This is a genomic window from Pseudomonas sp. GW821-FHT07F05 (genome assembly GCF_059418765.1).
Window position 1 is genome coordinate 514,267 of sequence record NZ_JBWKQL010000002.1, and the last position, 25,807, is coordinate 540,073.

The following is a 25,807-nucleotide window of genomic DNA, read 5'->3' on the forward strand; positions in this document are numbered from 1 at the left end:
GTAAGGAAGCCATGTGGAGCGCGTTCGCAAGCAGAAATGGCCGGCGGTCGTCCTGACCCTCGGCCTGTGTCACCCGATGTTTTCCGTTGCGCTGGCGGAGGATCAAATCGATCCCGGCCTGCGCAGCATCAGCCCTTCGCGCCTGCAGGCAACGCCTGCGGATCAGCGCCGCAAGGGCAATGGCCCTGAGGGCAGCGACAAAAGCAGTGCCAAAGGCAATGCCAAGGGGAATACAAATGACCGTTCCGGGCCCGGGGCAGTCATGGTCAAGGAAGACAGCCAGACCCTGGGCCTCGAACAGGCGGTCAGGCTCGCCGTTGACTGGCACCCCAGCATCAGCGAAGCGATCGGCACCCTGTATCAACAGGCCGAGGGCATCAACGTGGCCGAAGCCGGTTATTACCCGCAGATCTCCGGCGGGATAAAAGGCGGTTACACCAGCGGCTACGGCAGCGATGACGGCAGCCAGTCGGTGAGCATCTCCCTCAAACAGATGCTCTACGACTTCGGCAAGGTGTCGAACTCGGTCGAAGCGGCCCGGGCCAAGGTGGCACGCAGTCAGGCAAGCATTCTGCTGACCATCGATCAGGTCAGCCGCGACACCGCGTTCGCCTACATCGAGGTCCAGCGCTACCAGCACCTGGTGGACATCGCCCGGGAGCAGATCCGCGGCATCGGCGACATCGTCGAACTGGCCAAACAGCGCAGCGACATGGGCGCGAGCACTCGCTCCGATGTGGTTCAGGCGCAGTCCCGCGCCGAGGGCGGCATGGCCACGCTGCAGGAGTACAAAGCGCTGTACGCGCGCTGGCAGTCGACGCTGACCAACCTCCTCGGTCGGCAGACCCCGCCCCAGGTCAGCGACACCTTCACGCCCTCGATGACCGACGCCTGCACCGCGCCCGTGAGCACAGACGCCCTCCCCGCCGTGCTGCAAGCCGTGGCCCAGCGCACCCAGGCCCAGGCCGAACTGGCCCAGGCCAAAGCTGAAGCCTATCCGACACTGTCGCTGCAGCCGTCGATTAACCAGTATCTGGACGACCACTACGACGACCAGAACTCGAGGATCAATCGCACCCAGGCCGGGATCTTTCTCAACCTGGAAGTGCCGATTTATCAGGGTGGCGCCATCAGCGCCCGCAGCCGCGCCGCCAACTATGCGCTGACCGCCGCCGATTCCGCCGAAGACGCCGCCCGCCTGCAGGCGCGGCAAGGGCTGGGCGAAGCGCAGGCACAGACATCCGGCCTGACGCGCCGGCTCAGCTCGCTGGAATCGCGGCAGACCAGCATCACCGAAGCCCGCGAGTTGTATGGCCGGCAGTACCTGGAACTGGGCACCCGGCCGCTGCTCGATCTGCTCAACGCCGAGCAGGAAATCCACCAGTCGCGCTTCGACCTGGCCAACACCCAGGCCGACCTGCGTCGCCTGCAAATCGACTGCCTGTACAACAGCGGTGCGCTGCGTCGCGCGTTCGGCATCGATCACAGCACCATCCAGCACGTGGAGATCCTGCCATGACCGAGACCATCGTCATCCCCGAAGCCCCTGCGGCAGGCCCCGATCGTCCGGATTATTCGCCGTGGCTGGAAGCCATCCTCACCGTCGCCCGGCATTACCGCCTCGACGTTTCACCGGAAAGCATTCGCCTGGCATCCACCAACAGCGAGGGCCGTGTCGAAGAAGTGGTTCGCTACATGGCGCGCCAGGCGGGCTTGAGCGTCAAGTTCGCCCGCTATGACCGCAAGAGCCTGTCGCGCTGGCGCACGCCGCTGCTGGTGCAACTGCGCGACGGCCAGGTCGGGGTGATCGAAAGCGTCAGCGAGCAAGGCGAACTGGGCATCGCCTACAGCGGCGATCAGGGCCTGCAAAGCCGCATCGACCCGGCCGTGCTTGCCGAGCAGGCGCTGCGCACGGTGATCCTGCGGCCCATCCAACCCCTGAGCGACGTGCGCACCGACGACTACATCAAGCCTTACGACGAGCACTGGTTCCGGCGCATCGTCCTCAGTGACCTGCGCCCCTACCGGCAAGTGATGCTGGCGTCGCTGGTCGCCAACCTGCTGGGCATGGCCGGGGTGCTGTTTTCCATGCAGGTCTACGACCGGGTGATTCCGGCCGAGTCGCTGCCGACGCTGTACGTGTTGTTTGGCGGCGTGATGCTGGCGCTGGTGTTCGACTTCGTCATGCGCATCATGCGTCTGCGCATCACCGACGTACTGGGCAAGCGCGCCGACCTGCGGGTGTCGGACCTGGTGTTCGGCCACGCCCTGCGCCTGCGTAACTCGGCGCGGCCGAAATCCACCGGCTCGTTCATTTCGCAGTTGCGCGAGCTGGAGCAGATCCGCGACCTGATCACCTCCAGCACCGCCACGGCGCTGGCGGACATGCCGTTCTTCTTCCTGTTCTTGCTGGTGTTCTATCTGATTGGCGGGGCGCTGGTGCTGATTCCTCTGGTCGCGCTGGTGGCGATGGTGCTGCCCGGCGTCCTTGCCCAACGCAAACTGGCGCGGCTGGCCAATGCCTCGATGCGCGAAGCCGCACTGCGCAACGCCATGCTGGTGGAAGCCGTGCAGGGCATGGACGACATCAAGGCGCTGCAGGCCGAGCAACGTTTCCAGCAGCAGTGGAATCACTACAACGCCGCGTCTGCCGACAGCAGCCTGAAATTGCGTTCGCTGACCAACAGCCTGGTGGCCTGGACCCAGAACGTGCAGGGCGCGGTGTTTGCCGTGGTCATCGTGTTCGGTGCGCCCATGGTGATTGGCGGCGACCTCACCACCGGCAGCCTGGTGGCCGCCTCGATGCTGGCCTCGCGGATGATGGCGCCAATGGCGCAACTGACCCACGTGCTGACCCGCTGGCAACAGGCGAAAGTCGCGCTGCAGGGGCTAAACCGGCTGATGCAGATGCCGGTCGATCACCCCGAAGGCAGCCAGCGCGTGCATGTGCCCGCCATTCGCGGGGATTACGTGTTGCGTCAGGCCGGCTTCAAGTACAGCGAAGAGGCATCGCCCGCGCTGAGTGGCATCAACCTGAACATACGGCCGGGTGAGCGCGTCGCCATCCTCGGGCGCAACGGCGCGGGCAAGTCGACATTGCTGCAGGCACTGGCGGGCTCGATGGATTTGTCCAGCGGCGAGACCACCGTGGACGGCATCTCCCTCGCTCACCTGGACCCGGCCGACCTGCGCCGGGACGTCGGCCTGATGTCGCAGCAGGCGCGGCTGTTTCACGGCACCCTGCGCGACAACCTCACCCTCGGCGCGGGCCAAGCCAGCGATCAGGAAATCATCGCCGCCCTGTCGGTGACCGGCGCGCTGGAGTTTGTCCGCCAGATGCCCAAGGGCATGGACCACCTGATTCTCGAAGGGGGTCTGGGCCTGTCCGGCGGTCAGCGCCAGAGCCTGCTGCTGTCACGCTTGCTGATTCGCCAGCCCCAGGTGCTGCTGCTGGACGAACCCACGGCGTCACTGGATGACATCACCGAACGCCAGTTGCTGGAAAAACTCTCGACCTGGTGTCAGGGCCGCACGCTGATCGTCGCCACCCACCGGGTCAGCCTGCTGCAACTGGTGGAACGGATCATCGTGCTGGACAACGGCCGCATCGTCATCGATGACCATCGCGACGCCGCCCTCACCCGACTCAGGCAGCCGCAAGGAGCGCAGGCATGAACGCACTGACCACGGAGCAAACTCCACGGCTCGCCGACCAGATCACCTACCTCGACGGCAAGGACGAGCGCAGCATCACCGGAAGCGTGCGGGTGATCTGGACCTGCGCGCTGATGCTGGCGTGCTTTATCGCCTGGGCGGCCTGGTTTCAGGTGGTGGAAGTGTCCACCGGCACCGGCAAGGTGGTGCCCAGTTCCAGGGAGCAGCTGATTCAGTCCATGGAGGGCGGGATTATCAAGGAGCTGAATGTCAGCGAAGGCACGCTGGTGGAGCGCGGTCAGGTGCTCGCGCAACTGGATGCGGTAAAGAGTGAATCGAACGTGGGTGAAAGCGAGGCGAAATACCGGGCGGCGCTGGCCAGCGTCAATCGGCTGCAGGCGGAAGTCAGCGAGAAACCGCTGACCTTCGATGCGTCGCTGGACAAGTACCCGGAGCTGCGCCGCGCGGAGACGGACTTGTTCAACGCCCGGCGCAGGGGCCTGAGCGAAACCCTCACCGGCATCGAAAGCTCGCTGAAGCTGGTGCGCAGCGAACTGGACATCACCGAGAACCTGGCGAAGATCGGCGCGTCGAGCCGGGTCGAAGTGCTGCGCCTGAACCGCCAGCGCTCCGAGCTTGAGCTCAAGGCGACCGAGGCGCGTTCGGAGTACATGGTGCATGCCCGCGAAGACCTGGCCAAAGCCAATGCCGAGGCGCAGATGCTGTCGGCGGTGATCCGTGGGCGTAGCGATTCGTTGTCACGCCTGACCTTGCGCTCGCCGGTGCGCGGCATCGTCAAGGACATCAAAGTCACCACCATCGGCGGGGTCGTGCCGCCCAATGGGCAGCTGATGCAGATCGTCCCGCTGGATGAGCAACTGCTGATCGAAACCCGCATCTCGCCCCGGGACATTGCTTTCATTCACCCCGAGCAGCAGGCCAAAGTGAAAATCACGGCCTACGACTATTCGATCTACGGCAGCCTCGACGGCAAGGTGGTGACCATCTCGCCGGACACGATTCAAGATGAGGTCAAGCCGGAAATCTTCTATTACCGCGTGTTTATCCGTACGGACTCGGATGTGCTGCGCAACAAGGCGGGCAAGACCTTTGCCATCGTCCCCGGGATGATCGCCACCGTGGACATCCGCACGGGTGAAAAAACCGTGCTGGACTACCTGATCAAACCCCTCAACCGCGCCCGTGAAGCCCTGCGCGAGCGTTGATCAGTTGACCGCGAGATGAACCGGCGCTGGCGTGGCAGGCTTGAGCTGCGCCATGTAACGGGTCCACTCGCGGTTGATTTCGTTGTACGGCATGAAGATGCTGATCCGTGGCTGGTTGGCCAGGTCTGGACGCTTGATCTTGGCCAGGTCGCTGGAGGTCAGCAACGCCACGGTGATCCCCACCACCTTGCCATCTGCGGCGAATACCGGACCGCCCGACATGCCCTTGGCCACCGGGCCATCATGGGTGCCGTACATCACGTTGCCTTCTTTTGCGTCCAGGCGAACCATCGCCGGCAGCGCATGGCCTGTGCCTTTCACCGACATGTAAGCGGAGTTGTAGCCCACGGAGGTGAGCTCTTCACCCGGCTGGTATGAACGCCACATCGGAACGGAATCGGCCTTGTGCTTGAAGAACTGCACGTCGCCCTGCCCCTGAAACACCGCGCCCGAGATGTAAGGGATGTGTTTGACGGTCACCGCATAATCTTCATTCCACTGGATCGCGGTGCCCATCAACAGATAGGGCAACGGCGCACCGGAGTGGACGACGAAGGCTTGGTCAAAGACAGGATCCTGGGTAAAAGCGGTGGGCATTCCGTTGCACCCGCTGATCAGCACTGAGGCTGCAACAAGTGACTTGAAGGGGCGCATCTGGTTTTCCGTGTGTGAGGATGGATGACGGGAGCGAATATGTCATTGCGCCATCACTCTGACAATAGAGTTTAACTACCACCCGACTAGTGGTAATGCACTCAGGTTATTGGATCCAACCTATTTGGATCATGCAACGACCTCCGTCGCACTCAATACCATTCATTTGCGGATAATTCGGTAAATCCAGGCCAGTTAATGAATTATTTACCCTCTGCGCCTATCAGATGCAGATCGGTCTGCCACTACTACGACAGCACACATTCTCCACGGAGTGCATGGACTGCCGTTGGTCGGGATGCCGATCGCCGCAATGTCACACCTCTACCTGCCGGGACTTTTATGAGATCACGCAAGAAAACCGTCAACCCGATCGGGTTGCAAGACATCACTATTGTCGACGATGCCAAGATGCGGAAGGCCATCACCGCCGCCGCCCTGGGCAACGCAATGGAATGGTTCGACTTCGGCGTCTACGGCTTCGTGGCGTACGCACTGGGCAAGATCTTCTTCCCCGGCGCCGACCCCAGCGTGCAGATGATCGCGGCCCTCGCGACCTTTTCCGTGCCCTTCCTGATTCGCCCCATCGGCGGCGTGTTCTTCGGCGCCATCGGCGACAAATACGGGCGACAGAAAGTCCTCGCCGCGACCATCGTCATCATGTCCCTCAGCACCTTCGCCATCGGGCTGATCCCCTCGTATGAAACGATTGGCATCTGGGCGCCGATCCTGCTTCTGTTGGCGAAGATGGCCCAGGGTTTCTCGGTCGGGGGCGAATACACCGGCGCTTCGATCTTCGTGGCTGAATACGCGCCGGACCGCAAACGCGGGTTCCTCGGCAGCTGGCTGGATTTCGGCTCGATCGCCGGCTTCGTACTCGGTGCCGGCGTCGTGGTGCTGATCTCTTCCGTCGTCGGCGAGGAGAAATTTCTCGAATGGGGCTGGCGCCTGCCGTTCTTCCTCGCCCTGCCCCTGGGCATGATCGGCCTCTACTTGCGTAACGCCCTGGAAGAAACCCCGGCGTTCCAGCAGCACGTGGAAAAACTCGAACAAGGCGACCGCGAAGGCCTGGCCCACGGCCCGAAAGTGTCGTTCAAGGAAGTCGCGACCAAGCACTGGCGCAGCCTGCTGACCTGCATCGGCGTGGTCGCGGCCACCAACGTCACGTATTACATGCTGCTGACGTACATGCCGAGTTACCTCTCGCACAACCTGCATTACAGCGAGAACCGCGGCGTACTGATCATCGTCGCGATCATGGTCGGCATGCTGTTCGTGCAGCCGCTGATTGGTTTCCTCAGCGACAAGATCGGCCGTCGGCCCTTCATCATTGCCGGCAGCATCGCTCTGCTGGTGCTATCGATTCCGGCGTTCAAACTGATCAACAGCGGCCAGTTGGGTCTGATCTTCGCCGGCTTGCTGATGATCGCGGTGATCCTCAACTTCTTCATCGGGGTGATGGCCTCGACGCTGCCGGCGATGTTTCCCACCCACATCCGTTACAGCGCGCTGGCCAGTGCCTTTAACGTGTCGGTGCTGATCGCGGGCCTCACCCCGACCGTGGTCGCCTGGCTGGTTGAAACCACCCAGGACCTGTACATGCCGGCGTACTACCTGATGGTCGTCGCGGTGGTGGGCCTGATCACCGGCCTGACCATGAAGGAAACCGCGAACAAGCCTTTGCGTGGCGCAGCGCCGGCGGCATCGGACCTCAACGAAGCCCGTGAGCTGCTGCAGGAGCACCACGACAACATCGAACAGAAGATCGAAGACATCGACACGCAGATTGCCGAGTTGCAAGCCAAACGCGAGAGCCTGGTTCAGCAGCACCCGCGTATAGATTGATAGCAACTTATCCAAACAGATGGCCGCGACGGTATCCCCTGCCGTTCGCGGCCATTTCGGCAAATTCGTCGGAACCGCTGCGTCCCTCTCCCGGTCAGGTCTTGCATGAGCATTCACCCGCTTCTGTGCAGGCACTGACAGGCGGACAGAGAACTGAAAGGCAGCCTCCCCATGACCGACATCCTTGATCACTTGCCCCCCGTGCTACGACCGCAAAGCGAAATGATCCTGGCCGACATACGCGCCTCTGGCTCGACCATCGATGTGGTCAAGAGCGGCGCTCAGGCCAATGGCTTCGTGCTCGGTTTGCGTTGCTGCGGGGGAATCGACGCGCAGCAGGCCGAGCAGCTTTCCGAGTTCTACGACGCCGTCGTGGAGTCGCGGTTGAAACGGCTGACACTCGGGTTGTCCTGAGCAGCTTTATGCGGCTTGCCTGAGCGCCTGGCGCGTCCCTTTTATTTTTAGCCATTGTCAGCGGATGACATGTTTACCAACGGAGCCACACCATGCGATCCAATACTTCCTTTCTTTTCGACCTCGACGGCACCCTGACCGACAGCGTTTATCAGAACGTCACGGCGTGGAAAGAAGCCCTCGATTCGGAAAACATTCCTCTGGCGATGTGGCGAATCCACCGCAAGATCGGCATGAGCGGCGGTTTGATGCTGAAGATGCTGTCCCGGGAAACCGGGATGGAAATCACCGAGGCGCAGGCCGAGCGGTTGAGTAAAAGGCACGCCGAGGCGTATGAGAGAACTCAGGATCAGATCATTGCTTTGCCTGGCGCTGTTGATTTGCTGAAGACGCTGGACGATGAGGGCTTTCCCTGGTGCATCGCGACCAGTGGGGAGATGTCGACGGCGGAGATCAATTTGAAGGCGTTGGGGCTGGACCCGAAGAAGATCAATCTGATCACGCGCGATGATGTGAAGAACGGCAAGCCGGACCCGGATTTGTTTGTGACGGCTGCGAAGAAGATCGACGCGAAGATTGAGGATTGTCTGGTGATCGGTGATGCGATCTGGGACATGCTGGCGGCGCGGCGGTGCAAGGCGACGGGGATTGGGTTGCTTTCGGGTGGCTACGATGTGAGTGAGCTGGAGCGGGCCGGGGCGTTGCGGGTGTATGAGGATCCGCTGGCGCTGCTCAACCATCTCGATGAGATCGCTACTCGGGAATAGCCAAATCAAGAGCGTCTGCCTAACGGCAGACATTTCGCCTTCGGCGAGTTACTTGATAAAGCCCCAAGTAACCAAGGGCTTTGTGCTCCTGGTTGGGCCCTTCCTTCGTCAGGGTTCCTTCACTCCGGTCCCGCTCCGTGGGCCCGCGCCGAACGGACATCCATGTCCTGACGGCGCTCTCGCGGCATCCATGCCGCTCGGCCCACTGCGCGAGACCTGCGTTCAGCCTGCACCCAAGTCGCGTTTCGCGGTGACTGAACCTTCGGTGTATAAAGATCAAAAGCAGAGCAAACGCGTTCTTGGTAGGACTGGCTTTAGCCGGGAAGACGCCAGTGCTGGCGCCATCAATTTTGATGGCGCCACGCGCAGCTTTTAGTGGGACCGGCTTTAGCCGGGAAGAGGCCAGTTCATGCGCCACTAATCTTGGCCGTTGAAACCGGCTCCAGACTCGACGCGCTGATCGTTCCCACGCTGCGCGTGGGAATGCATCCTCCGACGCTCCGCGTCACCCCAATCGGCTAACCACCCTGCCTTCACTCACCCGCGTTATAAACCGGGTAGTCGATATACCCCTCTTCCGTCCCGCCATACAACGTGGCCGGATTGACGGGGTTGAGGGGCCAGCCGTTGGCGATGCGCGCCGGCAGGTCGGGGTTGGCGATGAAGGGGCGGCCGAAGGCGATGAGGTCGGCCAGGCCGGCGTCGATCAGGCGGTTGCCGCGTTCGGCGGTGTAGCGGCCGGCGTAGATGATGCGGCCGGTGAAGGCTTCGCGGATGGCTTTGCGGAAGGTGTCCGGCAGTTCGGGGGCGTTGTCCCAGTCGGCTTCGGCGATGGAGACGTAGGCGACGCCTGCGTTTTCCAGGACCTTGGTGGCTTCGACGTAGGTGTGGTGCGGGTCGCTTTCCACCAGGCCGATGTAGACGCGCTCTTCGTCGGTGCTGGCAAACAGCGGCGAGAAGCGCACGCCCAGGCGGTCCGCACCCACGGCTTCGGCAACGGCAGTCACGATCTCGCGCAGGAAGCGCAGGCGGTTTTCCAGCGAGCCGCCGTATTCGTCATCGCGGTGGTTGGCGTGCTCGGAGATGAACTGGTTGACCAGATAACCGTTCGCCGCGTGAATTTCCACGCCATCAAAACCCGCTTCGATCGCATTCTTAGCCGCCTGGGCATACAGCGTGACCAGCTCGCGGATTTCCTCGACGGTCAGCGCGCGAGGCGTTGGCGGCACGACCAGTTGCCCTGCGCCCGGCGCCGTTTCGATGAACGCCTTGGCGTTGGCCGCCGGGATCGCCGAGGGGGCAACCGGCGCTTCGCCGTTAGGCTGCAACGCGTGATGGGACACACGGCCGACGTGCCAGAGCTGGGCGAAAATCACGCCCTCTTCTGCGTGCACCGCATCGGTCACTTTGCGCCAGCCTTCGACCTGCTCGGCGCTGTAGATGCCCGGGGTCCATGCATAGCCTTGGCCGCGCGGCTCGATCTGGGTGCCTTCGGTGATCATGAAACCGGCGGATGCCCGTTGCTGGTAGTAGCTCGCCATCAGGTCCGAAGCGATATCGCCCGGCTGCAGGCTTCTCTGCCGGGTCAACGGCGGGAAGGCAATGCGGTTTTTCAGCACGTGCCGTCCGAGGTTGACGTGGGTGAGCAAGGGTTGAGTGGACATGGGCGATACTCCGTTCAAGTCGTTGAAAGTGTTGGCTAGATCGTACTGCGTAGACCAGTCGTCTAGTGGATGGCCGGGAGTCTAAGCCGCATGTGCAGACCCGGCAATGTCAGATCCGCAATGATTCCGGACATCGGCCGCAGACAACGCCACTTACAGAATCTTGCGCTTTTGAGCTCATCTACCCAGACGACCCGTTGCAGTCGGTCGTCCCGCGCTTATGATTCCGCGCATCGAACGTTGGTCGACCCTCGGCAATGCCAGTGGGCTCATTGGTCAACACCCCACATCCTGAACAGGCACTCCATGAACATCATCCGCAGCAAGGACTTCACCGGTGACCGCCCATGGGCCGCATTGGACATCGCCAACATGAACGGCATCACCACGCGACTGCACTGGACGGATCAGCCCTACAAATGGCACGTGAATGACGGTCAGGAGGTTTTTGTGGTGCTGGACGGGCAAGTGGAGATGCGCTTCAAGCAGGACGGCGTCGAGCAAAGAACCGTGCTGCAAACGGGGGATATTTTCTACGCCTCCATCGGCACGGCCCACGTCGCCCACCCGTTGGGTGAAGCGCGGATTCTGGTGATCGAAAGCGAGGGCAGCGTCTGAGACAGGCTGCCTGATCACCGCAAAATCGAGGGTGCTCTTACCGGCCCCTTCCCGGCTGAAGCCGGTCCCGCTGGAACACCGCGCCCATTCAGTGGCACCGCATACCCTAGTGGGACCGGCTTTAGCCGGGAAAGCGTCGGATATCACACCGCTAAACCCAGGGTGTTCGAAATCGCCGCTTCCCGGCTACCAGCCACAAGCTCGATCAATCAAGGCTTCCACGCCCCGCCTTCAACGATCACCGCCGACGGATCGGTGTCCGCCGCCAGTTGATCGCGCACGTACTGGTTGTACAGCGAGAGCAGATACTTCTGCTGACCGAGGCTGGCCAGTTCGGTGTTCACCCAGTCGCGCAGTTCAGTGTTGCCCTTCTTCACCGCCGGGGCGATCGGCGCTTCTTCACCGAGTTTCTGTGCGAGCACGCGGTAGCCGGGGTTCTGCTTGGCCCAGCTGAACAGCACCAGGTTGTCCTGGGCGTAGGCATCGCCTCGGCCGTTGGCCAGCGCCTGCAGCGACTCGGAATTCTTCTCGAACTTGAGCAGCTTCCAGTCCGGGTGGTTCTTGGTCAGCCAGATATCCGCCGTGGTGCCGGTGGTGACGATGACGGTTTTGCTCGCCAGATCATCCAGCGTCTTCACCGGGCTGCTGTCGGGCACCAGGGCCTGCACGGCGACGCGCAGGTTGGGGTGGGTGAAATCGACCACTTGCGCCCGTTCCGGCGTCACGGTCATGTTGGCGAGGATCAGGTCAACCTTGTCGCTCTGCAGAAACGGAATGCGGCTGGCGGGCTCGACCACCACGAACTCGATCTTCTTCTCGTCGCCGAGCAAGTCCTTGGCAAAGCGCCGACCGAGATCGGTGTCGAAGCCGACGTAGTCGCCCTGTTCGTTAACGAACCCGAACGGCGGTTTGTCGCTGAAAACGCCGACAATCAACGTGTCGCGCGCCTTGATTTTTTCCAATGACCCGGCGGCATGGGCGGCAGCCGAGCCGACCAGCAATCCGAGGGCGAGCAGTGGCAGTACGAGGGCAGATTTAAGGGTCACGATGCTTTCCTTTTTGGCATGTTTTCTACGTACGAAAATTTCTCCAGGAACTGCTGCGCGCGTGCGGTCTGCGGAGCGCTGAAGAAGGATTCGGGGTCGCTCTGTTCGGCGATACGGCCGCCGTCCATGAACAGGATTCGATCGGCCACCGCGCGGGCAAAGGCCATTTCGTGGGTGACGATCAACAGGGTCATGCCGCTGCGGGCCAGGTCCAGGATGACTTCCAGCACCTCCTTGACCATCTCCGGATCAAGCGCCGCGGTGACTTCGTCGAACAGCATGACCCTGGGGTTCATGCACAGCGCGCGGACGATGGCGATGCGTTGCTGCTGACCACCGGAAAGCTCGCGCGGATAGGCGTCGCGTTTGTCCAGCAGGCCCACGCGGGTCAGCAGCGTCTCGGCCTGTCGCTGCGCGTCGACGCGTGTGCGCTTCTGCACGCTCAACGGCCCGAGCACAATGTTCTCCAGCACGGTCATGTGCGGGAACAGGTGGTAGCTCTGAAATACCATGCCGATCTGTTGCCGCACCTGGCGCCAATCGGTGTTGGCCGGCAGGTCCTGACCGGCAAAGCGGTACTGCCCGGCATGGCCGAGTTCGAGGCCGTTGAGGCAGCGCAGCAAGGTGCTTTTGCCGCAGCCGCTGGGGCCGAGAATCACCACCACTTCGCCTTCACGAATGCTCAGGTCAACGTCTTGCAACACCGGCACCGAACCGAATTTTTTGCTGAAGCGGGTCAGTTCTATCAATGGGCTCATGAATGATTCCAACGCCGCTCGAGCACCCGCGAAGCGGCCGAGAGCGGATAACAGGCAAGAAAGAAAAACACGAACAGGAAGCCGTAGATCAGCACCGACTCATAGGTCCGCTCGATGATTTGCTGGCCGATCTTGATCACGTCGACGACGCCGATCAGCACCGCCAGGGAGCTGGTTTTGATCAGCCGGGTGAAGACATTGATCAGCGGCGGCGTCATACGCCGCAACGCCTGGGGCAGCAGCACGCGGCCGTAGAGTTGCAGCTGGCCGAGGCCAATCGCGAGCCCCGCTTCCCGTTGCCCTTTCGGAATCGAGCGCAGCGCCCCGCGCACCACTTCGCCGGTTTCACTGGCGCCCCACAGCGACAGCACCAGCACCGCGCACCAGAAACCGGGGATGCTCCAGCCGAGAAAAATCGGCAAACCGAAAAAGAACAGGTACAGCCAGACCAGCACCGGGATCGCCCGGAACAGCTCCAGGTAGATCAGCAGCACCCCGTCGACCCAGCGCACGCCGAGGTTGCGCAGCACGCCATAGGTCAGCCCGCCGACGCTGCTGAAGATGATCGCCAACAGCGAAATACCCAGCGTGCGACCGATGCCCTGGGCCAGTTGCGGCGCCGAAATCCACAGCAATTCAAGACCCGAACTGGCCATGCTGGAGCCTCCTTTCAATCAGGCGCAGCAGCAGCGACAGCGGCACGAACAGCAGCACGCACAGGCCGGTCATGACCGCGAGCATTTCGTAGGTTTTGTAGTACAGCGCGATGTAGCTTTTGGTGGTGTAGAGAATTTCCGGCACCGCCACCGCCGAGACCACGGTGGTTTCCTTGAGCAGAAAGATGAAGTTGGCGAACAGTGCCGGCAGGCTGAGAATCCCGGCCTGGGGCAGGATGACGTGGCGCAGCAACTGCCAGCGCGACAGGCCGATGGACAGCCCCGATTCGATCTGCGATTTGGGCACCGCGTCGATGCCCGCGCGCAGGATCTCGGTCAAGTACGCGCCGCCCATGAAGGTCATGGCAATGACCGCCGAGGCAAACCCGGAGAGGCGGATGCCCAGCGTGGGCAGCGCGAAGTAGATGAAAAACAGCTGGATCAGCAACGGCGTGTTGCGCGCCAGCTCCACATAGACGCGCACCAGCGGACGCAGGATCGGCACGCAGAACGCGGTGATCGCGGCATTGATCAGCGCCACGCACAGCGAGGTACCGATGGCGATGAAGCCCACTTGCAACGTGACCCCGACGGCGCTGACGAACGCGGGCAGCGTGGACACGGCAAATTCAACATCGAACGCCATATCAACCCTGGCCCTGGTTGGTGAGGTTGTCGCCATCGACGGGTGGATCGATACCGGCCGGTCCCGGGGCTGAAAGGTTGTGAGGGATCGTTGATCGGGCGGTAGACACATTAACTCCTGCCAATGACGGGTAAAACGCGACGCCATGGGTGGGTCGACGCGGGTTCGTTTGTGGTTCATTGCAGGCTTTATGCCACGCCGGAAGGTCCCGGGATTCAGCGCGATCGAGGGTCGTTAAGGGGCGTAACTGTTTGTTTTCCATGGCAAGTGGTGGAGTGCTGTTGCTGGGACAACAGTGTCAGCGGCTTCGATGATTGGAGGTCCGAAGCACAGGCTGGCACCGCGCTTACCCAAGGCATTGCCATGGCTGGCTTTTTTTGCCGATGCCGCGTCGCGGTCTGGTCGACCCAGCAACGTGGGCACACGCCTTGCTATCTCCACAGCACTCCGCGCTTTCGGGCTTTACGCACAACAAGCCGTGCCGCGGACCTCGCCCGTTCCGATCCGATCCAGGAGCCTCCCCATGACCCAACGCACTGAAACCCTCAAGCTCGGCCTGTTCCTGCGGGCCACCGGGCATCACATCGCCGCGTGGCGCGACAGCGGTTCCGAGGCCGACGCGGGCATTCGGCTAGAGCACTTCGTCAATCTGGCGCGCAAGGCCGAGGCGGCCGGGTTCGAGACGCTGTTCCTCGCGGACAGTGTTTCCGTGCGGGGCATCGATGCGCCGACGTTCGACCGGGTCATCGCGCCGAGCCTGAGCTTCGAGCCGCTGACGCTGTTGTCGGCCCTGGCAACCGTGACCTCGCGCATCGGTCTGATTGCCACGGCCAGCACCAGTTACAGCGAGCCGTACAACCTGGCGCGACAGTTCGCCTCGCTGGACCAGATCAGCGGCGGTCGCGTGGGCTGGAACCTGGTCACCAGCAGCGACCCCGACGCGGCGAAGAATTTCGGCGGCGGGCATCAGGGCGAGCAAGCGGCGCACGCCGACCGCTACAGCCGGGCGCGTGAATTTCATGAGGTGGTCGACAAGTTGTGGGACAGCTGGGAGGACGACACGCTGCTGCTGGACAAGGACAGCGGCGTGTTTCTGGACCGCAGCAAGCTGCACCGGGCCGACCACCGGGGCGAGCACTTCCATGTGCGCGGGCCGCTGAACGTGCTGCGCTCGCCCCAGGGCAAACCGGTGCTGGTGCAGGCGGGTGCTTCCGAGGATGGGCGTGCGCTGGCGGCCGCGACCGCTGAAGCGATCTTCGCCGCGCACCAGAATCTCGACGACGCCCAGGCTTTCTACAGCGATATCAAATCCCGCGCGGCGGTGCTGGGGCGCAAACCCGAGCACATCAAGATTCTGCCCGGGGTGACGATCTTCACCGCGCCGACCTCCGCCGAAGCCCACGCCAAACATCAGCGCCTGCAGAATCTGGTGCACCCGGAAGTCGGCCTGAGTTTGCTGTCCGGGCTGCTCGGCGGCGTCGACCTCTCGCACCTGCCGCTGGACGGGCCGCTGCCCCAGGACCTGCCTGCCACCAATGCCTCGAAAAGCCGCCAGCAATTGATTCTGCAATTAGCCGCCGAGGGGCTGAGCATCCGCGAGTTGTACCTGCGGCTGGCCGGCGCACGGGGTCACTGGACCCTGGTCGGCTCACCCGAAGAAGTGGTCGATCAACTGCAAGCGTGGTTTGAAGGGTACGGTGCCGACGGCTTCAACATCCTGCCGCCGACCTACCCCGAAGGACTGGACGATTTCATTGCGCTGATCCTGCCGGAGCTCAAACGCCGCGGCCTGGTGACCGCCGATGGGCCGACCGGCAAGACCCTGCGCGAACGGCTGGGCCTGCCCTACCCGGCCCACCCGGCAACGCTTGCGCGCGGCGTTCTGCTAGCGGTTTGACGCATGACGCCTTCCCGGCTAAAGCCAGTCCTACAAGGTAATCGCAGTCCCACCATCGGCTCACGGTCATTCAGTGGGACCGGCTTCAGCCGGGAAGAGGCCAGTGTGTACACCATCAATTTTGCGTTGCAACATCTGATGCGTTCCCGGCTAAAGCCAGTCTCTCCATGTGCGCGCGGTCCCATTGGGCGGTTGCTGTGGGGACCCTGACAGACATCAGGGTGCCCGTTCCTGCCAAAGCGCCTTCGCCGCCGTTTCAAGCCGGACACGCTGCGTATACTCAAGCGCGACGAAGCACAGGACTTCGAACCGCCGGGGGCTACGATGCTGGACGAACATCAATCTCCTCTTTATGACCGCTTCCCGCCGCCAGCGGAACAACACTGGCCGGAGGCGATTCGGCACCCTTCTCTGCAGCCCCTTGCGCACCCGGCCGCGCGCATCACTCCCGTCTGCCATCAGGACGCCGCCGCGCAAAGCGATTACGCCCAGAGCCTTCACACCCGCAAGATGGCCGAGTTCAGCGCCTCCATCGCCCATGAAATCTGCCAGCCTCTGCTGGGCATCGCCGCCAATGCCGCTGCCAGCCTGCGCTGGCTGCAGCGCGACGTGCCAGAGATCGAAGAAGCCATTGCCGGTCTGAAGGACATCCGCGCCGGCTGCGAACGCGCTGCCAACATCGTCAAGGCCCTGGGAGCGCTGGCCCGTCAGGCGCCTTTGCAGCTGCAGATCCTGAAGATTGACGACGTCATTCGCGAAGCCATACGCCTCACCCAGCCTGCGCTTACCGCCCAGCGGGTGCGGCTCGAAACCGGTTTGTTCGTCGACCAATCCATCGTCGCCGACGCCGTGCAGTTGCAGCAATTGCTGGTCAACCTCATCACCAATGCCGTGGAAGCCATGGCCGGTAACCGCGCCGCCGCTGTCCTGCGCATCAATTCGTTCACCCTCAATGACGGCGTTGAGGTGTGCGTCGAAGACAACGGTCCGGGCATCCCCGCAGACCGCCGCGAACAGATCTTCGGCGCGTTCTATACCACCAAGAGCAGCGGCCTCGGCGTCGGGCTGGCGATCTGTCGCGCGGTGGTGGACGCCCATCAAGGCCGCATCTGGGCACAGGCCTCGGCCAGCGGTGGCGCGCGCATCCGCGTTCAGCTGCCGACGTGCTGTTACTGAAAGGCTGCCCGTCCTCTAGCCATCCCCCATCGACGCCTCATGAAACAGGGTTCAATCGGGCGCGCCAACCACGCCGCACACCCACGATTGTGTCCAAACGCCAATCATTCACATTCGTTCGCGCAATCCCCTAGAATGCCGCCTGGATTCAGGCTCGTGCCCCCTGCGCTGGCAGTGGCGGTAACAGAAAGGCGATCAAGGCATGCGCGACATTCCAAAGCAGAAAACAGTGGCGGTGGTGCTGTTCAACGACGTGCTCATGCTCGACGTGACCGGCCCCATGGACGTTTTTTCGATTTCCAATCGACTGCTGGCGCCGGAGAAGCAATACCGACTGATCACCGTGGCCGAACCCCCGCTGCTCATCCGCAGCTCCTGTGGGCTCAAGGTTCAGGCAGACCTGGCGCTGGACGATCTCCCAGCCGACATCGACCTGCTGCTGGTCCCCGGCGGACCGGGCGCGTACGGCGTCAGCCATCCGCAACTCGACGCCTGGTTGCCTACCGCCGCCCAGAGCGCCCGGCGTTTCGGGGCGATCTGCACCGGCGCGTTTCTGTTGGGTGACGCCGGCCTGCTCGACGGTTACCGCTGCACCACTCACTGGAACTACGTCGAGCGGTTGGCTCGGCGCTTTCCCGCCTCCCGGGTCGAAACCGAGCAGATCTACGTGGTCGACCGCAACCTGATCACTTCCGGCGGCATTACAGCGGGGATCGACATGGCCCTGGCCATCGTCGCCGAAGACCACGGCAAAGACATCGCGCTGGAAGTCGCCAAAGTGCTTTTGGTAGTGATGAAGCGTCAGGGCGGACAAACGCCCTACGGCCCGTTGCTGGCGGCGGTGCCCCGGGATGACAGCGCGATCGCCCGGGTGCAGGCCTACGTCGTGGACCACATAGATGAGCCCTACACCGTGCAGCGCATGGCCGATCTGGCGGCGATGAGCCCGCGCAATTTCGCCCGGGCGTTCCAGCGCGAAGTCAGCCTGACGCCCATGCAATTTCTGCTCAACGCGCGCATCGACCATTCACGCAAACTGCTCGAAGGCAGCGACCTGCCCCTCAAGGTCGTGGCCAGTCGCTGCGGCTTTGGCAGCGCGCGGCACATGCGCAAGGCGTTCAGCGAGCGCATTGGCGTGACGCCCGGACAATACCGTCAGCAGTTCGGCGGCGACTGAACGAGTGCGCGCGTCAGTCATCTGATCTTCAAGGGCGGCCATTGCGCCGCACACTCGCAAACAAGCTCGCAGACACGCACACTGCGCTGCTTGTCTGAAACACACACCGTTCAATCGCTGGAAGGACTTGCCCATGACCACCCACACCGAAACCGCGCTGCTTGCCGGAGGCTGCTTCTGGGGCATGCAGGACTTGCTGCGCCGCTACCCCGGCGTCGTCTCGACCCGCGTCGGCTACTCCGGTGGCGACGTTGACAACGCCACTTATCGCAACCACGGCACCCACGCCGAAGCCATCGAAATCGTCTTCGACCCCGAGCAGATTTCCTACCGCAAAATCCTGGAATTCTTCTTCCAGATTCATGACCCGTCGACCCCGAACCGCCAGGGCAATGACCGGGGCGTGAGCTATCGCTCGGCGATTTTCTACCTCAACGAACAGCAGAAAGCCGTGGCCCTGGACACCGTGGCCGATGTCGATGCCTCGGGCCTGTGGCCGGGCAAAGTCGTCACCGAAATTGCCCCGGCCGGACCGTTCTGGGAAGCCGAACCCGAGCATCAGGATTACCTGGAGCGCATCCCCAACGGCTACACCTGCCATTTCATTCGCCCAAACTGGACACTGCCGGTGCGGGACAAGGCCACTACCGCCTGATTGGGTTTACTTTGACGGGGGGCCGCGTGCCAGAGCGGTCCCTCGAACATCTCGGTCATCGCCGAGGCGCATTTTCCGACGCTCATCCGTGCATAAACTAATAACCAAACGATATTTAGCCATTTCTTTTTAGAACATTATGATTCGTGGCTTGCGCCCTTTCGCGCCTCACTCGCCACGAGTTCGCCATGCCCATTCTTCGTACCATCGCTGGCACTTTCATTCGAAACGCATTGCTGACCGGCCTGGTCGCTGCGATGGCGAGCGGTTTCGCGCTGTCGGCGAGTGCTCGAGAAACGGTGCGCATCGGCTACCAGAAATCCTCCACCCTGATCACCCTGCTCAAGACCCAGGGCACCCTCGAAGAGGCACTGGGGAAAGACAACATTGACATCACCTGGCACGAGTTCCCCAGCGGTCTGCCCCTGCTTGAAGCCTTGAACGTCGGCAATGTCGACATCAGCGCGGACGTCGCCGATACCGTGCCGATCTTCGCCCAGGCCGCGAAGGCCAAGCTCACCTATTTTGCTGAAGAGTCGCCCTCGCCCGCCGCCCAGGCCATCGTTGTGGGCAATGATTCGGCGATCCGCCAGTTGTCGGATTTGAGAGGCAAGAAGATCGCCGTGACCAAGGCGGCTGGCACCCATTACCTGTTGATAGCCGCGCTGAGCAAGGCCGGCCTTTCGTTCTCCGATATCCAGCCGGCGTACCTGTCCCCGGCAGACGGCCGGGCAGCGTTCGAGAATGGCAAGGTCGACGCCTGGGTGACGTGGGAACCCTTCCTCACCGGCGTGCAGCGCCAGTTGCAGACGCGCACGCTGACTGACGGCGTCGGCCTGGCCAGTTACAAGCGCTACTACCTGACCAGCACGCCCTACGCCAAGGCGCATCCCGAGGTGCTGAAGCGGGTTTACGAACAGCTGCAACAGGCCGGCGGCTGGATCAAAGGCCACCCCCGGGAAGCCGCGCAAGTGCTCGGCCCGCTATGGGGCAATCTGGACGTGGAAACCGTCGAGGCCGCCAACGCCCATCGCAGTTATCAGGTCGAGCCGGTGAAGGCCGACCAACTGGGCGAACAACAGAAGATCGCCGATGCCTTTTTCAAGGCCGGGCTATTGCCCACTGCTGTGGATGCCAAGGACGTGGACATCTGGACGCCATGAATGGAGCACCTGGCGTTGCCAACCGCTGCAGCTGACCCTTCATTCCCACTCTTGAGCGCACTTGATGAAAGGCTTAAAACCGCTGTCGCTGTCTGCCGTACTCGGCTCCGCCCTGCTGCTGAATGCCGTGTTTTCGTTCTCCGCCGTCGCCGGCCTGCTGGAAAAGGGCCGCAGTCAGGGCCTGACCGCCGGCATCGCCAATGAGCAACCCTATGCGTACGTGGGCACTGACGGGAAAATCGTCGGCGCCAACGTCGAAATCCTCCGGGCCATTCTGGAGCCCCTGGGCATCAGCAAGGTTGAACTGCCGATCACCGAGTTCGGCTCGCTGGTGCCGGGTCTTGCGGCAGGTCGTTTCGATCTGATCGGTGCCGGCCTGTTCATCAATCCGGCGCGCTGCAAAGTGATTGGCTATTCCAACCCGGTCACCCGTTCCGGCGGCGCGTTTCTGGTCAAGGCCGGCAACCCGCTGAAGCTTCACAGCCTCAAGGACGTCGCAGCCAACGGCAAGGCGCGGCTGGCGACCCAGCCCGGCAGCAATCAGGTGCAGGAAGCCAAGGACAGCGGCATCAGCAATGGCAACGTTGTGCTCTTCGACAAGGACACCGAAGCCCTCGCCGCGCTGCAGGCCGATCGCGTCGACGTGGTGTACTTTCCGGATGCCGAGATCATCGGCCTGCTCAAAAAAGCCGAAGGCACGCCGGTTGAACGGGCGCTGCCGTTCGAGCAGATCCCGGATGCCGACGGCAAACCGACCTGGAATTACCACGCCTACGGCCTGCCGAAAAACGATCCGGCGTTCGCCCAGGCGTTCAATGAGCAACTGGCGAAACTGCGCGCGTCCGGCGACCTGCTGAAAATCCTGCAGAAATACGGCTACACCGAAAACGAACTGCCACCCGCAGACGTGACGGCCGAGCAACGCTGCAACCGCTGATGCCGACCTGATGCCGATGCCGATGCCGATGCCATTGTAGGACCGGCTTCAGCCGGGAAGGCGTCGGTGGGCACACTGCAAAATGGAGGGCGCCTGCACGGGCCTCTTCCCGGCTGAAGCCGGTCCTACAGCGGGATCGCGTGCATTCAGTGGGACCGGCTTCAGCCGGGAAGGCGTCGGTGAGCACACCGCAAAATTGATGGCGCCTGCACGGGCCTCTTCCCGGCTGAAGCCGGTCCTACAGACCGCGTGCATTCAGTAGGACCGGCTTTAGCCGGGAAGGCGTCGACAGGCACACCGCAAAGTTGATTTTTCACCCCGCAACATAACGGCCCCAGCCCATACGAGTACGGCCCATGCTTTTTGATGCTTCCACCCTGGACACCGCGCGCTTCATTGCCCGCCAACTGGCCAACGGCGCACTGGTCACCCTTGAAATCACCTTCTTCGCCCAAGTCGTCGTGGTGGTGATGTCGTTTGTCATCGCGCTGATGCGCCTGTCGCCGTGGCGCGCGTTGCGCTGGATCGCGACGGTCTACGTCGAAATCCTGCGTGGCATATCCGCCCTGGTGCTGCTGTTTTACCTGTTCTTCATCCTGCCGCTGTTTGGCATCACCCTGGCCCCGATGACCACCGGCATTCTCGGCCTGGGCCTGACCTTCTCGGCCTACGGTTCGGAAATCGTCCGCTCCGCCCTGAGCAACGTCGCCCGGGGCCAGCGCGACGCGATCAAGGCCCTGGACTTCGACGCGATCACCGCGTTTCGCCGAATCATCCTGCCCCAGGCGCTGCCGTTCATGCTGCCGCCGATGGGCAATCAACTGGTCGAATTGCTGAAGACCACCTCACTGGTGTCATTGATCACCCTCAGCGACCTGACCTTTTCCGGCGGTCAATTGATCACCACCCTGGGTCAGCAGACGCTGATCTGGAGCATTGTGCTGGTGTGTTATTTCGTCATGGCCTGGCCGCTCAGTTGGCTGGTCAAGCGCTACGAGCGACGGGTCACCCACTGGCGTCGCGGGGTGGCGCCATGAACTTCGATTACGCCTTCGCCTGGTCCATCGTGCCCGATCTGTTTCAGGGGCTGCTGGTAACGCTGCAAGTGGTGATCCTCGGCTTTCTGCTGGCGGTGTTGCTCGGTCTGCTGCTGGCCATCGCCCAGCGCTCGAAAAAAGCGCTGGTGCAACGACTGAGCGCCGGCTACCTGAGCTTCTTTCGGCACACGCCGCTGATGGTTCAGCTGTACGTGCTGTTCTTCGCCCTGCCCCTGGCCGGCCTGACCCTGCCGCCGATTTCCACCGGAGTGATCGGGCTGGGGCTGTACTACGCGGCCTACATTGCCGAAGCCTTTCGCGGTGCCATCGAAGGCGTGCCGGCCAGTCAATGGGAAGCGGCCAGGGCACTGGATTTCGACACCGCCACGACGTGGCGGCGGATCGTCCTGCCCCAGGCCCTCAAGCCGATGCTGCCGGTGCTCGGCAATTACCTCATCGGCATGTTCAAGGAAACCCCGCTGCTGGCGGTGATCACCATTCCCGAGCTGTTCCAGGCGGCCAAACAGATCGCCGGCATGACCTACCGCTACAACGAGCCCTACACGGTGATGGCGCTGATGTTTTTGGCGATCAGCGTGCCGACCTCCCTGTTGTTCAACTATTTCGAGAGGCGCAGCCATGTCTGATCTCGCACACGCTCTGCCCGGCGCTTCGCCGCAGATCATCCTCAAGCAAGTGGTGAAAAACTTCGGCGCGACCCGGGTGATCGACCACCTGGACCTGAGCATTCCCGCCGGCCAGAAAGTCGCCCTGATCGGCCCTAGCGGTTCGGGCAAATCCACGGTGCTGCGCCTGATCAAGGGCCTTGAGGCCTATCAGCACGGCAGCATTGAGGTGGCCGGCGCGCCGGTGCCGGCCAAATCCGGCGGCTGGCACTGGCCCGGCGCGAAAAAGCCACCGGTGGTGCACCGGGTGGGCATGGTGTTTCAACAGTTCAACCTGTTTCCGCACCTGACCGTGCAGCAGAACGTCACCGAAGCGCCGCTTCAGGTGCTCAAGCTCAGCCGCGAAGAGGCCCTGGAGCGCGCCCATCAATACCTCGGGCTGGTCGGTTTGAGCCACAAGGCCGATGCCTATCCCGCGCAGCTTTCCGGCGGCCAGCAACAGCGCGTCGCGATCGCCCGGGCGCTGGCCATGCGGCCCCAGGTGATGCTGTTCGACGAGGTCACCTCCGCGCTCGACCCGGAGCTGGTCGGTGAAGTGCTGGCGGTGATCCGCGCCATCGCCGACGAGCAGCAGATGACCATGCTGCTGGTGACCCACGAAATGAAGTTCGCCCAGGACATCGCCGACCGCGTGCTGTTCATGGAGGCCGGGCGCATCGTCGCCGATGGCTCGCCGACCGAGGTGCTGGTCGACCCGGACAACGAGCGCACGCGGCGATTTCTCAATCTGGTGGAGCAACGTTGATCGGCCGCGGGTCAGGTTCGTGCGCCGTCGAAAAAAACCGAACTCGCCGACTGCTCACACATCCAACCTTCATACCCCACAGCGAGGATGAATCCATGAGCAACGACACCCCGGTCGACCCACGCAACGTCACGCAGCCTGACGCGCCCACCCTCGACAGCGCAGGCAAGCCTGTCAATGTCGTGCAGCGTGACCTCAACGACCCGGACGACGACACCCGCGCGGCGGACGAAGTCATCACCCCGACCTCCATTCGGGAAAAGGAACAGGATGCCGAAGAGCTGAACAAAAAGTCAGCTGAAATCGAACGCAAGGTTGCTGACGGCCGTTGATTCAATCCGGGCGGCCTTATAGCCGCCCTGCTTTCCCGAGCGTGCATCCACTCCCGGCAACACCTGCCGCGCCGCACTATCGATGGCGTCGGTACCGGCCTTTTCCCGACTGAAGCCGGTCCTAGGTGCCCAGCAGCGCGCGCACGGCGTCGAGCACCGCGCTGATCTCGAAGGGCTTGTCGAACACCTTGCTGAACAGATCGGGCCGGGCGATGCCCAGATGGGACTGCGCACCGCTCATCAGAATAATGGGAATCTGCCCCAGGCTCTGATTCATGCGAACCGCTTCCGCCAACTCGATGCCGTTCATCCCGGGCATCATGTAATCGGTGATGATCAGCTGCGGGCGCTCGCGTTCCAGAATGCCGAGGGCCTTCAATCCGCTGCTGGCGGTGACGGTCAGGTAGCCTTCGTCTTCCAGCGCGAAGCTCAGTATGTCGGCGATGAGGTATTCATCATCGACAATCAGAATCGTGGTCATGCAGCCCTCCGCGCGAACGAGCGATCATCGGCTCGATGACGACTTCTACGCCGTTGCATTGCCTGAATCGTCGAGGGCATGAAACGCAGCCTTTTTCACAGTCAGACCCTGCTCGCCAATCAAGACGTCCAGCAGGGCCGGGTCGTAGGGGTTATCGCGGATTTTGAGGATCGACAGTTGCCGGGTCAGCCCCGCTGTCGATTGCGCAAAGCGGATCAGCATGAGGTTGTCGACAATGCCCGACATGTCCGGGGCCGGGGCGTCGATCTTGCCGCCAATCAGTCCGCGGATTTCCCAGCTGCAGACCACCGTGACGCCACGGGCGCGAAGCTCGCTCATCAGGGCACTGAAGAGGTCGAGAATCCGCGATTGATCGGCCGAAGCGCGGGCCATGCCACCGAGGCTGTCGAGGAACACCCGCTTGATGCCCTGCTGCTCGACGATCCGCAGCAGGTCAAGGGCAAGTTTGTCGATCAACTCGGCGCTCGCCGATTTCCAGGCAATGTGCAGCGCACCGGCGCGCTCCAGCGCTTCGAAGTCCAGCCCGAGCGCCGCCGCCTTCACCCGAAGGCGCTGGGGCGACTCGTAGAAGCCAAACAACAACCCGGGCTCGTCGGGCGTCGAGCGAGCGAGGAAATTGAGGCCGAATGTGGTCTTGCCAGTGCCCGACGGGCCGAGGAGCAAGGTCACCGACGATTCCACCAGACCACCGCCAATCAACGGGTCCAGCGTGTCGATGCCGCTGGGGACGACACTGAATTCTGCGCTGTCGCGCAGTGCCGAGTGGGTGATGGTGCTTTCGAGGCGCGGGTAGACGACCAGGCCGTTTTCCGTGATTTCGCATTCGTGGGCGCCGGGGATGGCGCCGCTGCCGCGGGTCTTGCGCGCCTTGATGCGGCGTACGGAACGGTTGCCGACCAGTTCTTCACCCATTTCCAGCACGCCGTCGACCATGGTGTGTTCGGGGCTACCGTCATCCAGCTGGGAGCTGGTCAGGAAGAACACCGTGCAACCGGCGAAGGCGGCATGGCCCTGCAATTCGGAGATAAAGCGTTTGGTGTTGAGGGTGGATTCGGCTTTGGAGCGGGCATTGAGCAGCCCGTCGAGGATCATCACCGTGGACTTCTGGCGGACGATCTCCCGGCGCAGCAGCTTGACGACTTCATCGAGGCCGTCGTTTTCCATGGTGTCGAACGCGCTCACGAACTGGATCTGGTCGCCGACCCGGTCCTTGTCGAAGAAGCTCAGCGTGGAAAGAAACTGAAACAGCCGCTCGTGGGGTTCGGCGAGCAGGGTCGCGAACAGCACTCGGCCGCCATTGCGGATGTGATTGAAACCGATCTGGTTGGCCAGAATGGTTTTTCCGGAGCCCGGTCGGCCCTGAATGATGTACGAGGATCCGGCAACGAAACCGCCCATTAGCAGCTCATCAAGCCCTTCAATTCCGCTCTGAAGGCGTTTTAGCTGATTCAAATTTGCTTCCTCCGCCACCATATTGGCGTCGTGAATATTGCGAGTTAAGTCCGCGACTAATCGCGGATTATTGAGTTTTTAAGGAAGCTTTCCAAGGGCA

25 protein-coding genes are annotated in these 25,807 nt (G+C 62.5%); 17 read left to right on the forward strand and 8 right to left on the reverse strand.

The window, feature by feature from the left end; genetic code table 11:
- Positions 1-76 precede the first annotated feature (76 nt).
- The 3 genes from AC07RO_RS06415 to AC07RO_RS06425 are packed head-to-tail and all read left to right on the forward strand — an operon-like array spanning position 77 to position 4,880.
- Positions 77-1,519, forward strand: a complete 1,443-nt coding sequence (locus AC07RO_RS06415; RefSeq protein ID WP_495085751.1) for a TolC family outer membrane protein — start codon at positions 77-79, stop codon at positions 1,517-1,519.
- Complete coding sequence (locus AC07RO_RS06420) at positions 1,516-3,675, forward strand: type I secretion system permease/ATPase (RefSeq protein ID WP_495085592.1); 2,160 nt, start codon at positions 1,516-1,518, stop codon at positions 3,673-3,675. Before AC07RO_RS06415 ends, AC07RO_RS06420 begins: the two co-directional genes overlap by 4 nt.
- Positions 3,672-4,880, forward strand: coding sequence for a beta-barrel domain-containing protein (locus AC07RO_RS06425; RefSeq protein ID WP_192172236.1), 1,209 nt, complete (start codon positions 3,672-3,674; stop codon positions 4,878-4,880). Before AC07RO_RS06420 ends, AC07RO_RS06425 begins: the two co-directional genes overlap by 4 nt.
- Here the strand turns inward: AC07RO_RS06425 and AC07RO_RS06430 are convergent, their stop codons facing one another.
- Entirely contained in the window at positions 4,881-5,477 is a 597-nt protein-coding gene (locus AC07RO_RS06430; protein ID WP_192172237.1) for a trypsin-like peptidase domain-containing protein, read from the reverse strand.
- A 399-nt stretch (positions 5,478-5,876) separates the two neighbouring features.
- Here AC07RO_RS06430 and proP point away from each other — a divergent pair, with 399 nt between their 5' ends.
- From proP to AC07RO_RS06445, 3 genes are all read left to right on the forward strand, one after another.
- Positions 5,877-7,379, forward strand: a complete 1,503-nt coding sequence (proP, locus tag AC07RO_RS06435; protein WP_192172238.1) for a glycine betaine/L-proline transporter ProP — start codon at positions 5,877-5,879, stop codon at positions 7,377-7,379.
- A 171-nt stretch (positions 7,380-7,550) separates the two neighbouring features.
- On the forward strand, positions 7,551-7,793 hold the full coding sequence (locus AC07RO_RS06440; RefSeq protein WP_282372359.1) for a hypothetical protein: 243 nt from the start codon (positions 7,551-7,553) through the stop codon (positions 7,791-7,793).
- A gap of 92 nt (positions 7,794-7,885) precedes the next feature.
- On the forward strand, positions 7,886-8,560 hold the full coding sequence (locus tag AC07RO_RS06445; RefSeq protein ID WP_282372360.1) for an HAD family hydrolase: 675 nt from the start codon (positions 7,886-7,888) through the stop codon (positions 8,558-8,560).
- Positions 8,561-9,093: 533 nt separating this feature from the next.
- On the opposite strand, the gene AC07RO_RS06450 is transcribed toward AC07RO_RS06445, so the two are convergent.
- On the reverse strand, positions 9,094-10,224 hold the full coding sequence (locus tag AC07RO_RS06450; protein ID WP_495085593.1) for an alkene reductase: 1,131 nt from the start codon (positions 10,222-10,224) through the stop codon (positions 9,094-9,096).
- A 306-nt stretch (positions 10,225-10,530) separates the two neighbouring features.
- On the opposite strand from AC07RO_RS06450, the gene AC07RO_RS06455 reads away from it, so the two are divergent.
- Positions 10,531-10,842 carry a cupin domain-containing protein gene (locus AC07RO_RS06455; protein ID WP_495085594.1) on the forward strand — a complete coding sequence of 104 codons (312 nt, stop codon included), beginning with the start codon at positions 10,531-10,533 and terminating at the stop codon, positions 10,840-10,842.
- A gap of 209 nt (positions 10,843-11,051) precedes the next feature.
- On the opposite strand, the gene AC07RO_RS06460 is transcribed toward AC07RO_RS06455, so the two are convergent.
- The 4 genes from AC07RO_RS06460 to AC07RO_RS06475 are packed head-to-tail and all read right to left on the reverse strand — an operon-like array spanning position 11,052 to position 13,948.
- Positions 11,052-11,891 carry a transporter substrate-binding domain-containing protein gene (locus tag AC07RO_RS06460; RefSeq protein ID WP_346628262.1) on the reverse strand — a complete coding sequence of 280 codons (840 nt, stop codon included), beginning with the start codon at positions 11,889-11,891 and terminating at the stop codon, positions 11,052-11,054.
- Entirely contained in the window at positions 11,885-12,646 is a 762-nt protein-coding gene (locus AC07RO_RS06465) for an amino acid ABC transporter ATP-binding protein (protein ID WP_282372365.1), read from the reverse strand. The genes AC07RO_RS06460 and AC07RO_RS06465 overlap by 7 nt, the downstream gene beginning before the upstream one ends.
- Positions 12,643-13,302, reverse strand: a complete 660-nt coding sequence (locus AC07RO_RS06470; protein ID WP_192172244.1) for an amino acid ABC transporter permease — start codon at positions 13,300-13,302, stop codon at positions 12,643-12,645. Before AC07RO_RS06470 ends, AC07RO_RS06465 begins: the two co-directional genes overlap by 4 nt.
- A complete protein-coding gene (locus AC07RO_RS06475) occupies positions 13,283-13,948 on the reverse strand; it encodes an amino acid ABC transporter permease (RefSeq protein ID WP_495085595.1) in 666 nt (221 codons plus the stop codon). Before AC07RO_RS06475 ends, AC07RO_RS06470 begins: the two co-directional genes overlap by 20 nt.
- A gap of 523 nt (positions 13,949-14,471) precedes the next feature.
- Between AC07RO_RS06475 and AC07RO_RS06480 the strand changes: the two genes are divergently transcribed.
- The 10 genes from AC07RO_RS06480 (at position 14,472) to AC07RO_RS06525 (ending at position 23,753) form a co-directional block, all read left to right on the forward strand.
- Positions 14,472-15,845 (forward strand): LLM class flavin-dependent oxidoreductase, encoded by a 1,374-nt coding sequence (locus tag AC07RO_RS06480; protein ID WP_495085596.1) that lies wholly within the window; start codon positions 14,472-14,474, stop codon positions 15,843-15,845.
- A 324-nt stretch (positions 15,846-16,169) separates the two neighbouring features.
- Entirely contained in the window at positions 16,170-17,021 is an 852-nt protein-coding gene (locus AC07RO_RS06485; RefSeq protein WP_495085597.1) for a sensor histidine kinase, read from the forward strand.
- A 202-nt stretch (positions 17,022-17,223) separates the two neighbouring features.
- Entirely contained in the window at positions 17,224-18,198 is a 975-nt protein-coding gene (locus tag AC07RO_RS06490; RefSeq protein ID WP_495085598.1) for a GlxA family transcriptional regulator, read from the forward strand.
- Between the two features lie 133 nt (positions 18,199-18,331).
- Positions 18,332-18,853, forward strand: a complete 522-nt coding sequence (gene msrA / locus AC07RO_RS06495) for a peptide-methionine (S)-S-oxide reductase MsrA (protein ID WP_282372371.1) — start codon at positions 18,332-18,334, stop codon at positions 18,851-18,853.
- A gap of 257 nt (positions 18,854-19,110) precedes the next feature.
- Positions 19,111-20,016 carry an aliphatic sulfonate ABC transporter substrate-binding protein gene (locus tag AC07RO_RS06500; protein WP_495085752.1) on the forward strand — a complete coding sequence of 302 codons (906 nt, stop codon included), beginning with the start codon at positions 19,111-19,113 and terminating at the stop codon, positions 20,014-20,016.
- 64 nt (positions 20,017-20,080) lie between these two features.
- Positions 20,081-20,953 (forward strand): ectoine/hydroxyectoine ABC transporter substrate-binding protein EhuB, encoded by an 873-nt coding sequence (gene ehuB / locus AC07RO_RS06505; protein ID WP_495085599.1) that lies wholly within the window; start codon positions 20,081-20,083, stop codon positions 20,951-20,953.
- A 356-nt stretch (positions 20,954-21,309) separates the two neighbouring features.
- Positions 21,310-21,990: an ectoine/hydroxyectoine ABC transporter permease subunit EhuC gene (gene ehuC / locus AC07RO_RS06510; protein WP_065991599.1), complete on the forward strand. Its 681-nt coding sequence runs from the start codon at positions 21,310-21,312 to the stop codon at positions 21,988-21,990.
- Positions 21,987-22,637: an ectoine/hydroxyectoine ABC transporter permease subunit EhuD gene (gene ehuD / locus AC07RO_RS06515; RefSeq protein ID WP_495085600.1), complete on the forward strand. Its 651-nt coding sequence runs from the start codon at positions 21,987-21,989 to the stop codon at positions 22,635-22,637. Before ehuC ends, ehuD begins: the two co-directional genes overlap by 4 nt.
- The gene (locus AC07RO_RS06520; RefSeq protein ID WP_495085601.1) at positions 22,630-23,421 is read left to right on the forward strand and encodes an amino acid ABC transporter ATP-binding protein; all 792 of its coding nucleotides are present in this window, start codon (positions 22,630-22,632) and stop codon (positions 23,419-23,421) included. The genes ehuD and AC07RO_RS06520 overlap by 8 nt, the downstream gene beginning before the upstream one ends.
- A 95-nt stretch (positions 23,422-23,516) precedes the next feature.
- Positions 23,517-23,753, forward strand: a complete 237-nt coding sequence (locus tag AC07RO_RS06525) for a hypothetical protein (protein WP_495085602.1) — start codon at positions 23,517-23,519, stop codon at positions 23,751-23,753.
- A gap of 121 nt (positions 23,754-23,874) precedes the next feature.
- Here the strand turns inward: AC07RO_RS06525 and AC07RO_RS06530 are convergent, their stop codons facing one another.
- Complete coding sequence (locus AC07RO_RS06530) at positions 23,875-24,234, reverse strand: response regulator (protein ID WP_495085603.1); 360 nt, start codon at positions 24,232-24,234, stop codon at positions 23,875-23,877.
- A gap of 45 nt (positions 24,235-24,279) precedes the next feature.
- The gene (locus AC07RO_RS06535; protein ID WP_274605507.1) at positions 24,280-25,707 is read right to left on the reverse strand and encodes an ATPase domain-containing protein; all 1,428 of its coding nucleotides are present in this window, start codon (positions 25,705-25,707) and stop codon (positions 24,280-24,282) included.
- Positions 25,708-25,807: the final 100 nt, after the last annotated feature.

Excerpts from the sequence above, each read along its gene's own strand:
- AC07RO_RS06525 (WP_495085602.1), top strand. The coding sequence starts at position 23,517 with ATGAGCAACGACACCCCGGTCGACCCACGCAACGTCACGCAGCCTGAC.
- AC07RO_RS06530 (WP_495085603.1), bottom strand. The coding sequence starts at position 24,234 with ATGACCACGATTCTGATTGTCGATGATGAATACCTCATCGCCGACATA.
- ehuD (WP_495085600.1), top strand. The coding sequence starts at position 21,987 with ATGAACTTCGATTACGCCTTCGCCTGGTCCATCGTGCCCGATCTGTTT.
- AC07RO_RS06415 (WP_495085751.1), top strand. The coding sequence starts at position 77 with ATGTTTTCCGTTGCGCTGGCGGAGGATCAAATCGATCCCGGCCTGCGC.
- AC07RO_RS06490 (WP_495085598.1), top strand. The coding sequence starts at position 17,224 with ATGCGCGACATTCCAAAGCAGAAAACAGTGGCGGTGGTGCTGTTCAAC.
- AC07RO_RS06420 (WP_495085592.1), top strand. The coding sequence starts at position 1,516 with ATGACCGAGACCATCGTCATCCCCGAAGCCCCTGCGGCAGGCCCCGAT.
- AC07RO_RS06455 (WP_495085594.1), top strand. The coding sequence starts at position 10,531 with ATGAACATCATCCGCAGCAAGGACTTCACCGGTGACCGCCCATGGGCC.
- AC07RO_RS06480 (WP_495085596.1), top strand. The coding sequence starts at position 14,472 with ATGACCCAACGCACTGAAACCCTCAAGCTCGGCCTGTTCCTGCGGGCC.
- ehuC (WP_065991599.1), top strand. The coding sequence starts at position 21,310 with ATGCTTTTTGATGCTTCCACCCTGGACACCGCGCGCTTCATTGCCCGC.
- AC07RO_RS06450 (WP_495085593.1), bottom strand. The coding sequence starts at position 10,224 with ATGTCCACTCAACCCTTGCTCACCCACGTCAACCTCGGACGGCACGTG.
- AC07RO_RS06440 (WP_282372359.1), top strand. The coding sequence starts at position 7,551 with ATGACCGACATCCTTGATCACTTGCCCCCCGTGCTACGACCGCAAAGC.
- AC07RO_RS06485 (WP_495085597.1), top strand. The coding sequence starts at position 16,170 with ATGCTGGACGAACATCAATCTCCTCTTTATGACCGCTTCCCGCCGCCA.
- AC07RO_RS06445 (WP_282372360.1), top strand. The coding sequence starts at position 7,886 with ATGCGATCCAATACTTCCTTTCTTTTCGACCTCGACGGCACCCTGACC.
- AC07RO_RS06475 (WP_495085595.1), bottom strand. The coding sequence starts at position 13,948 with ATGGCGTTCGATGTTGAATTTGCCGTGTCCACGCTGCCCGCGTTCGTC.
- ehuB (WP_495085599.1), top strand. The coding sequence starts at position 20,081 with ATGAAAGGCTTAAAACCGCTGTCGCTGTCTGCCGTACTCGGCTCCGCC.
- AC07RO_RS06520 (WP_495085601.1), top strand. The coding sequence starts at position 22,630 with ATGTCTGATCTCGCACACGCTCTGCCCGGCGCTTCGCCGCAGATCATC.
- AC07RO_RS06430 (WP_192172237.1), bottom strand. The coding sequence starts at position 5,477 with ATGCCCACCGCTTTTACCCAGGATCCTGTCTTTGACCAAGCCTTCGTC.
- AC07RO_RS06500 (WP_495085752.1), top strand. The coding sequence starts at position 19,111 with ATGGCGAGCGGTTTCGCGCTGTCGGCGAGTGCTCGAGAAACGGTGCGC.
- proP (WP_192172238.1), top strand. The coding sequence starts at position 5,877 with ATGAGATCACGCAAGAAAACCGTCAACCCGATCGGGTTGCAAGACATC.
- AC07RO_RS06470 (WP_192172244.1), bottom strand. The coding sequence starts at position 13,302 with ATGGCCAGTTCGGGTCTTGAATTGCTGTGGATTTCGGCGCCGCAACTG.
- AC07RO_RS06465 (WP_282372365.1), bottom strand. The coding sequence starts at position 12,646 with ATGAGCCCATTGATAGAACTGACCCGCTTCAGCAAAAAATTCGGTTCG.
- AC07RO_RS06425 (WP_192172236.1), top strand. The coding sequence starts at position 3,672 with ATGAACGCACTGACCACGGAGCAAACTCCACGGCTCGCCGACCAGATC.
- msrA (WP_282372371.1), top strand. The coding sequence starts at position 18,332 with ATGACCACCCACACCGAAACCGCGCTGCTTGCCGGAGGCTGCTTCTGG.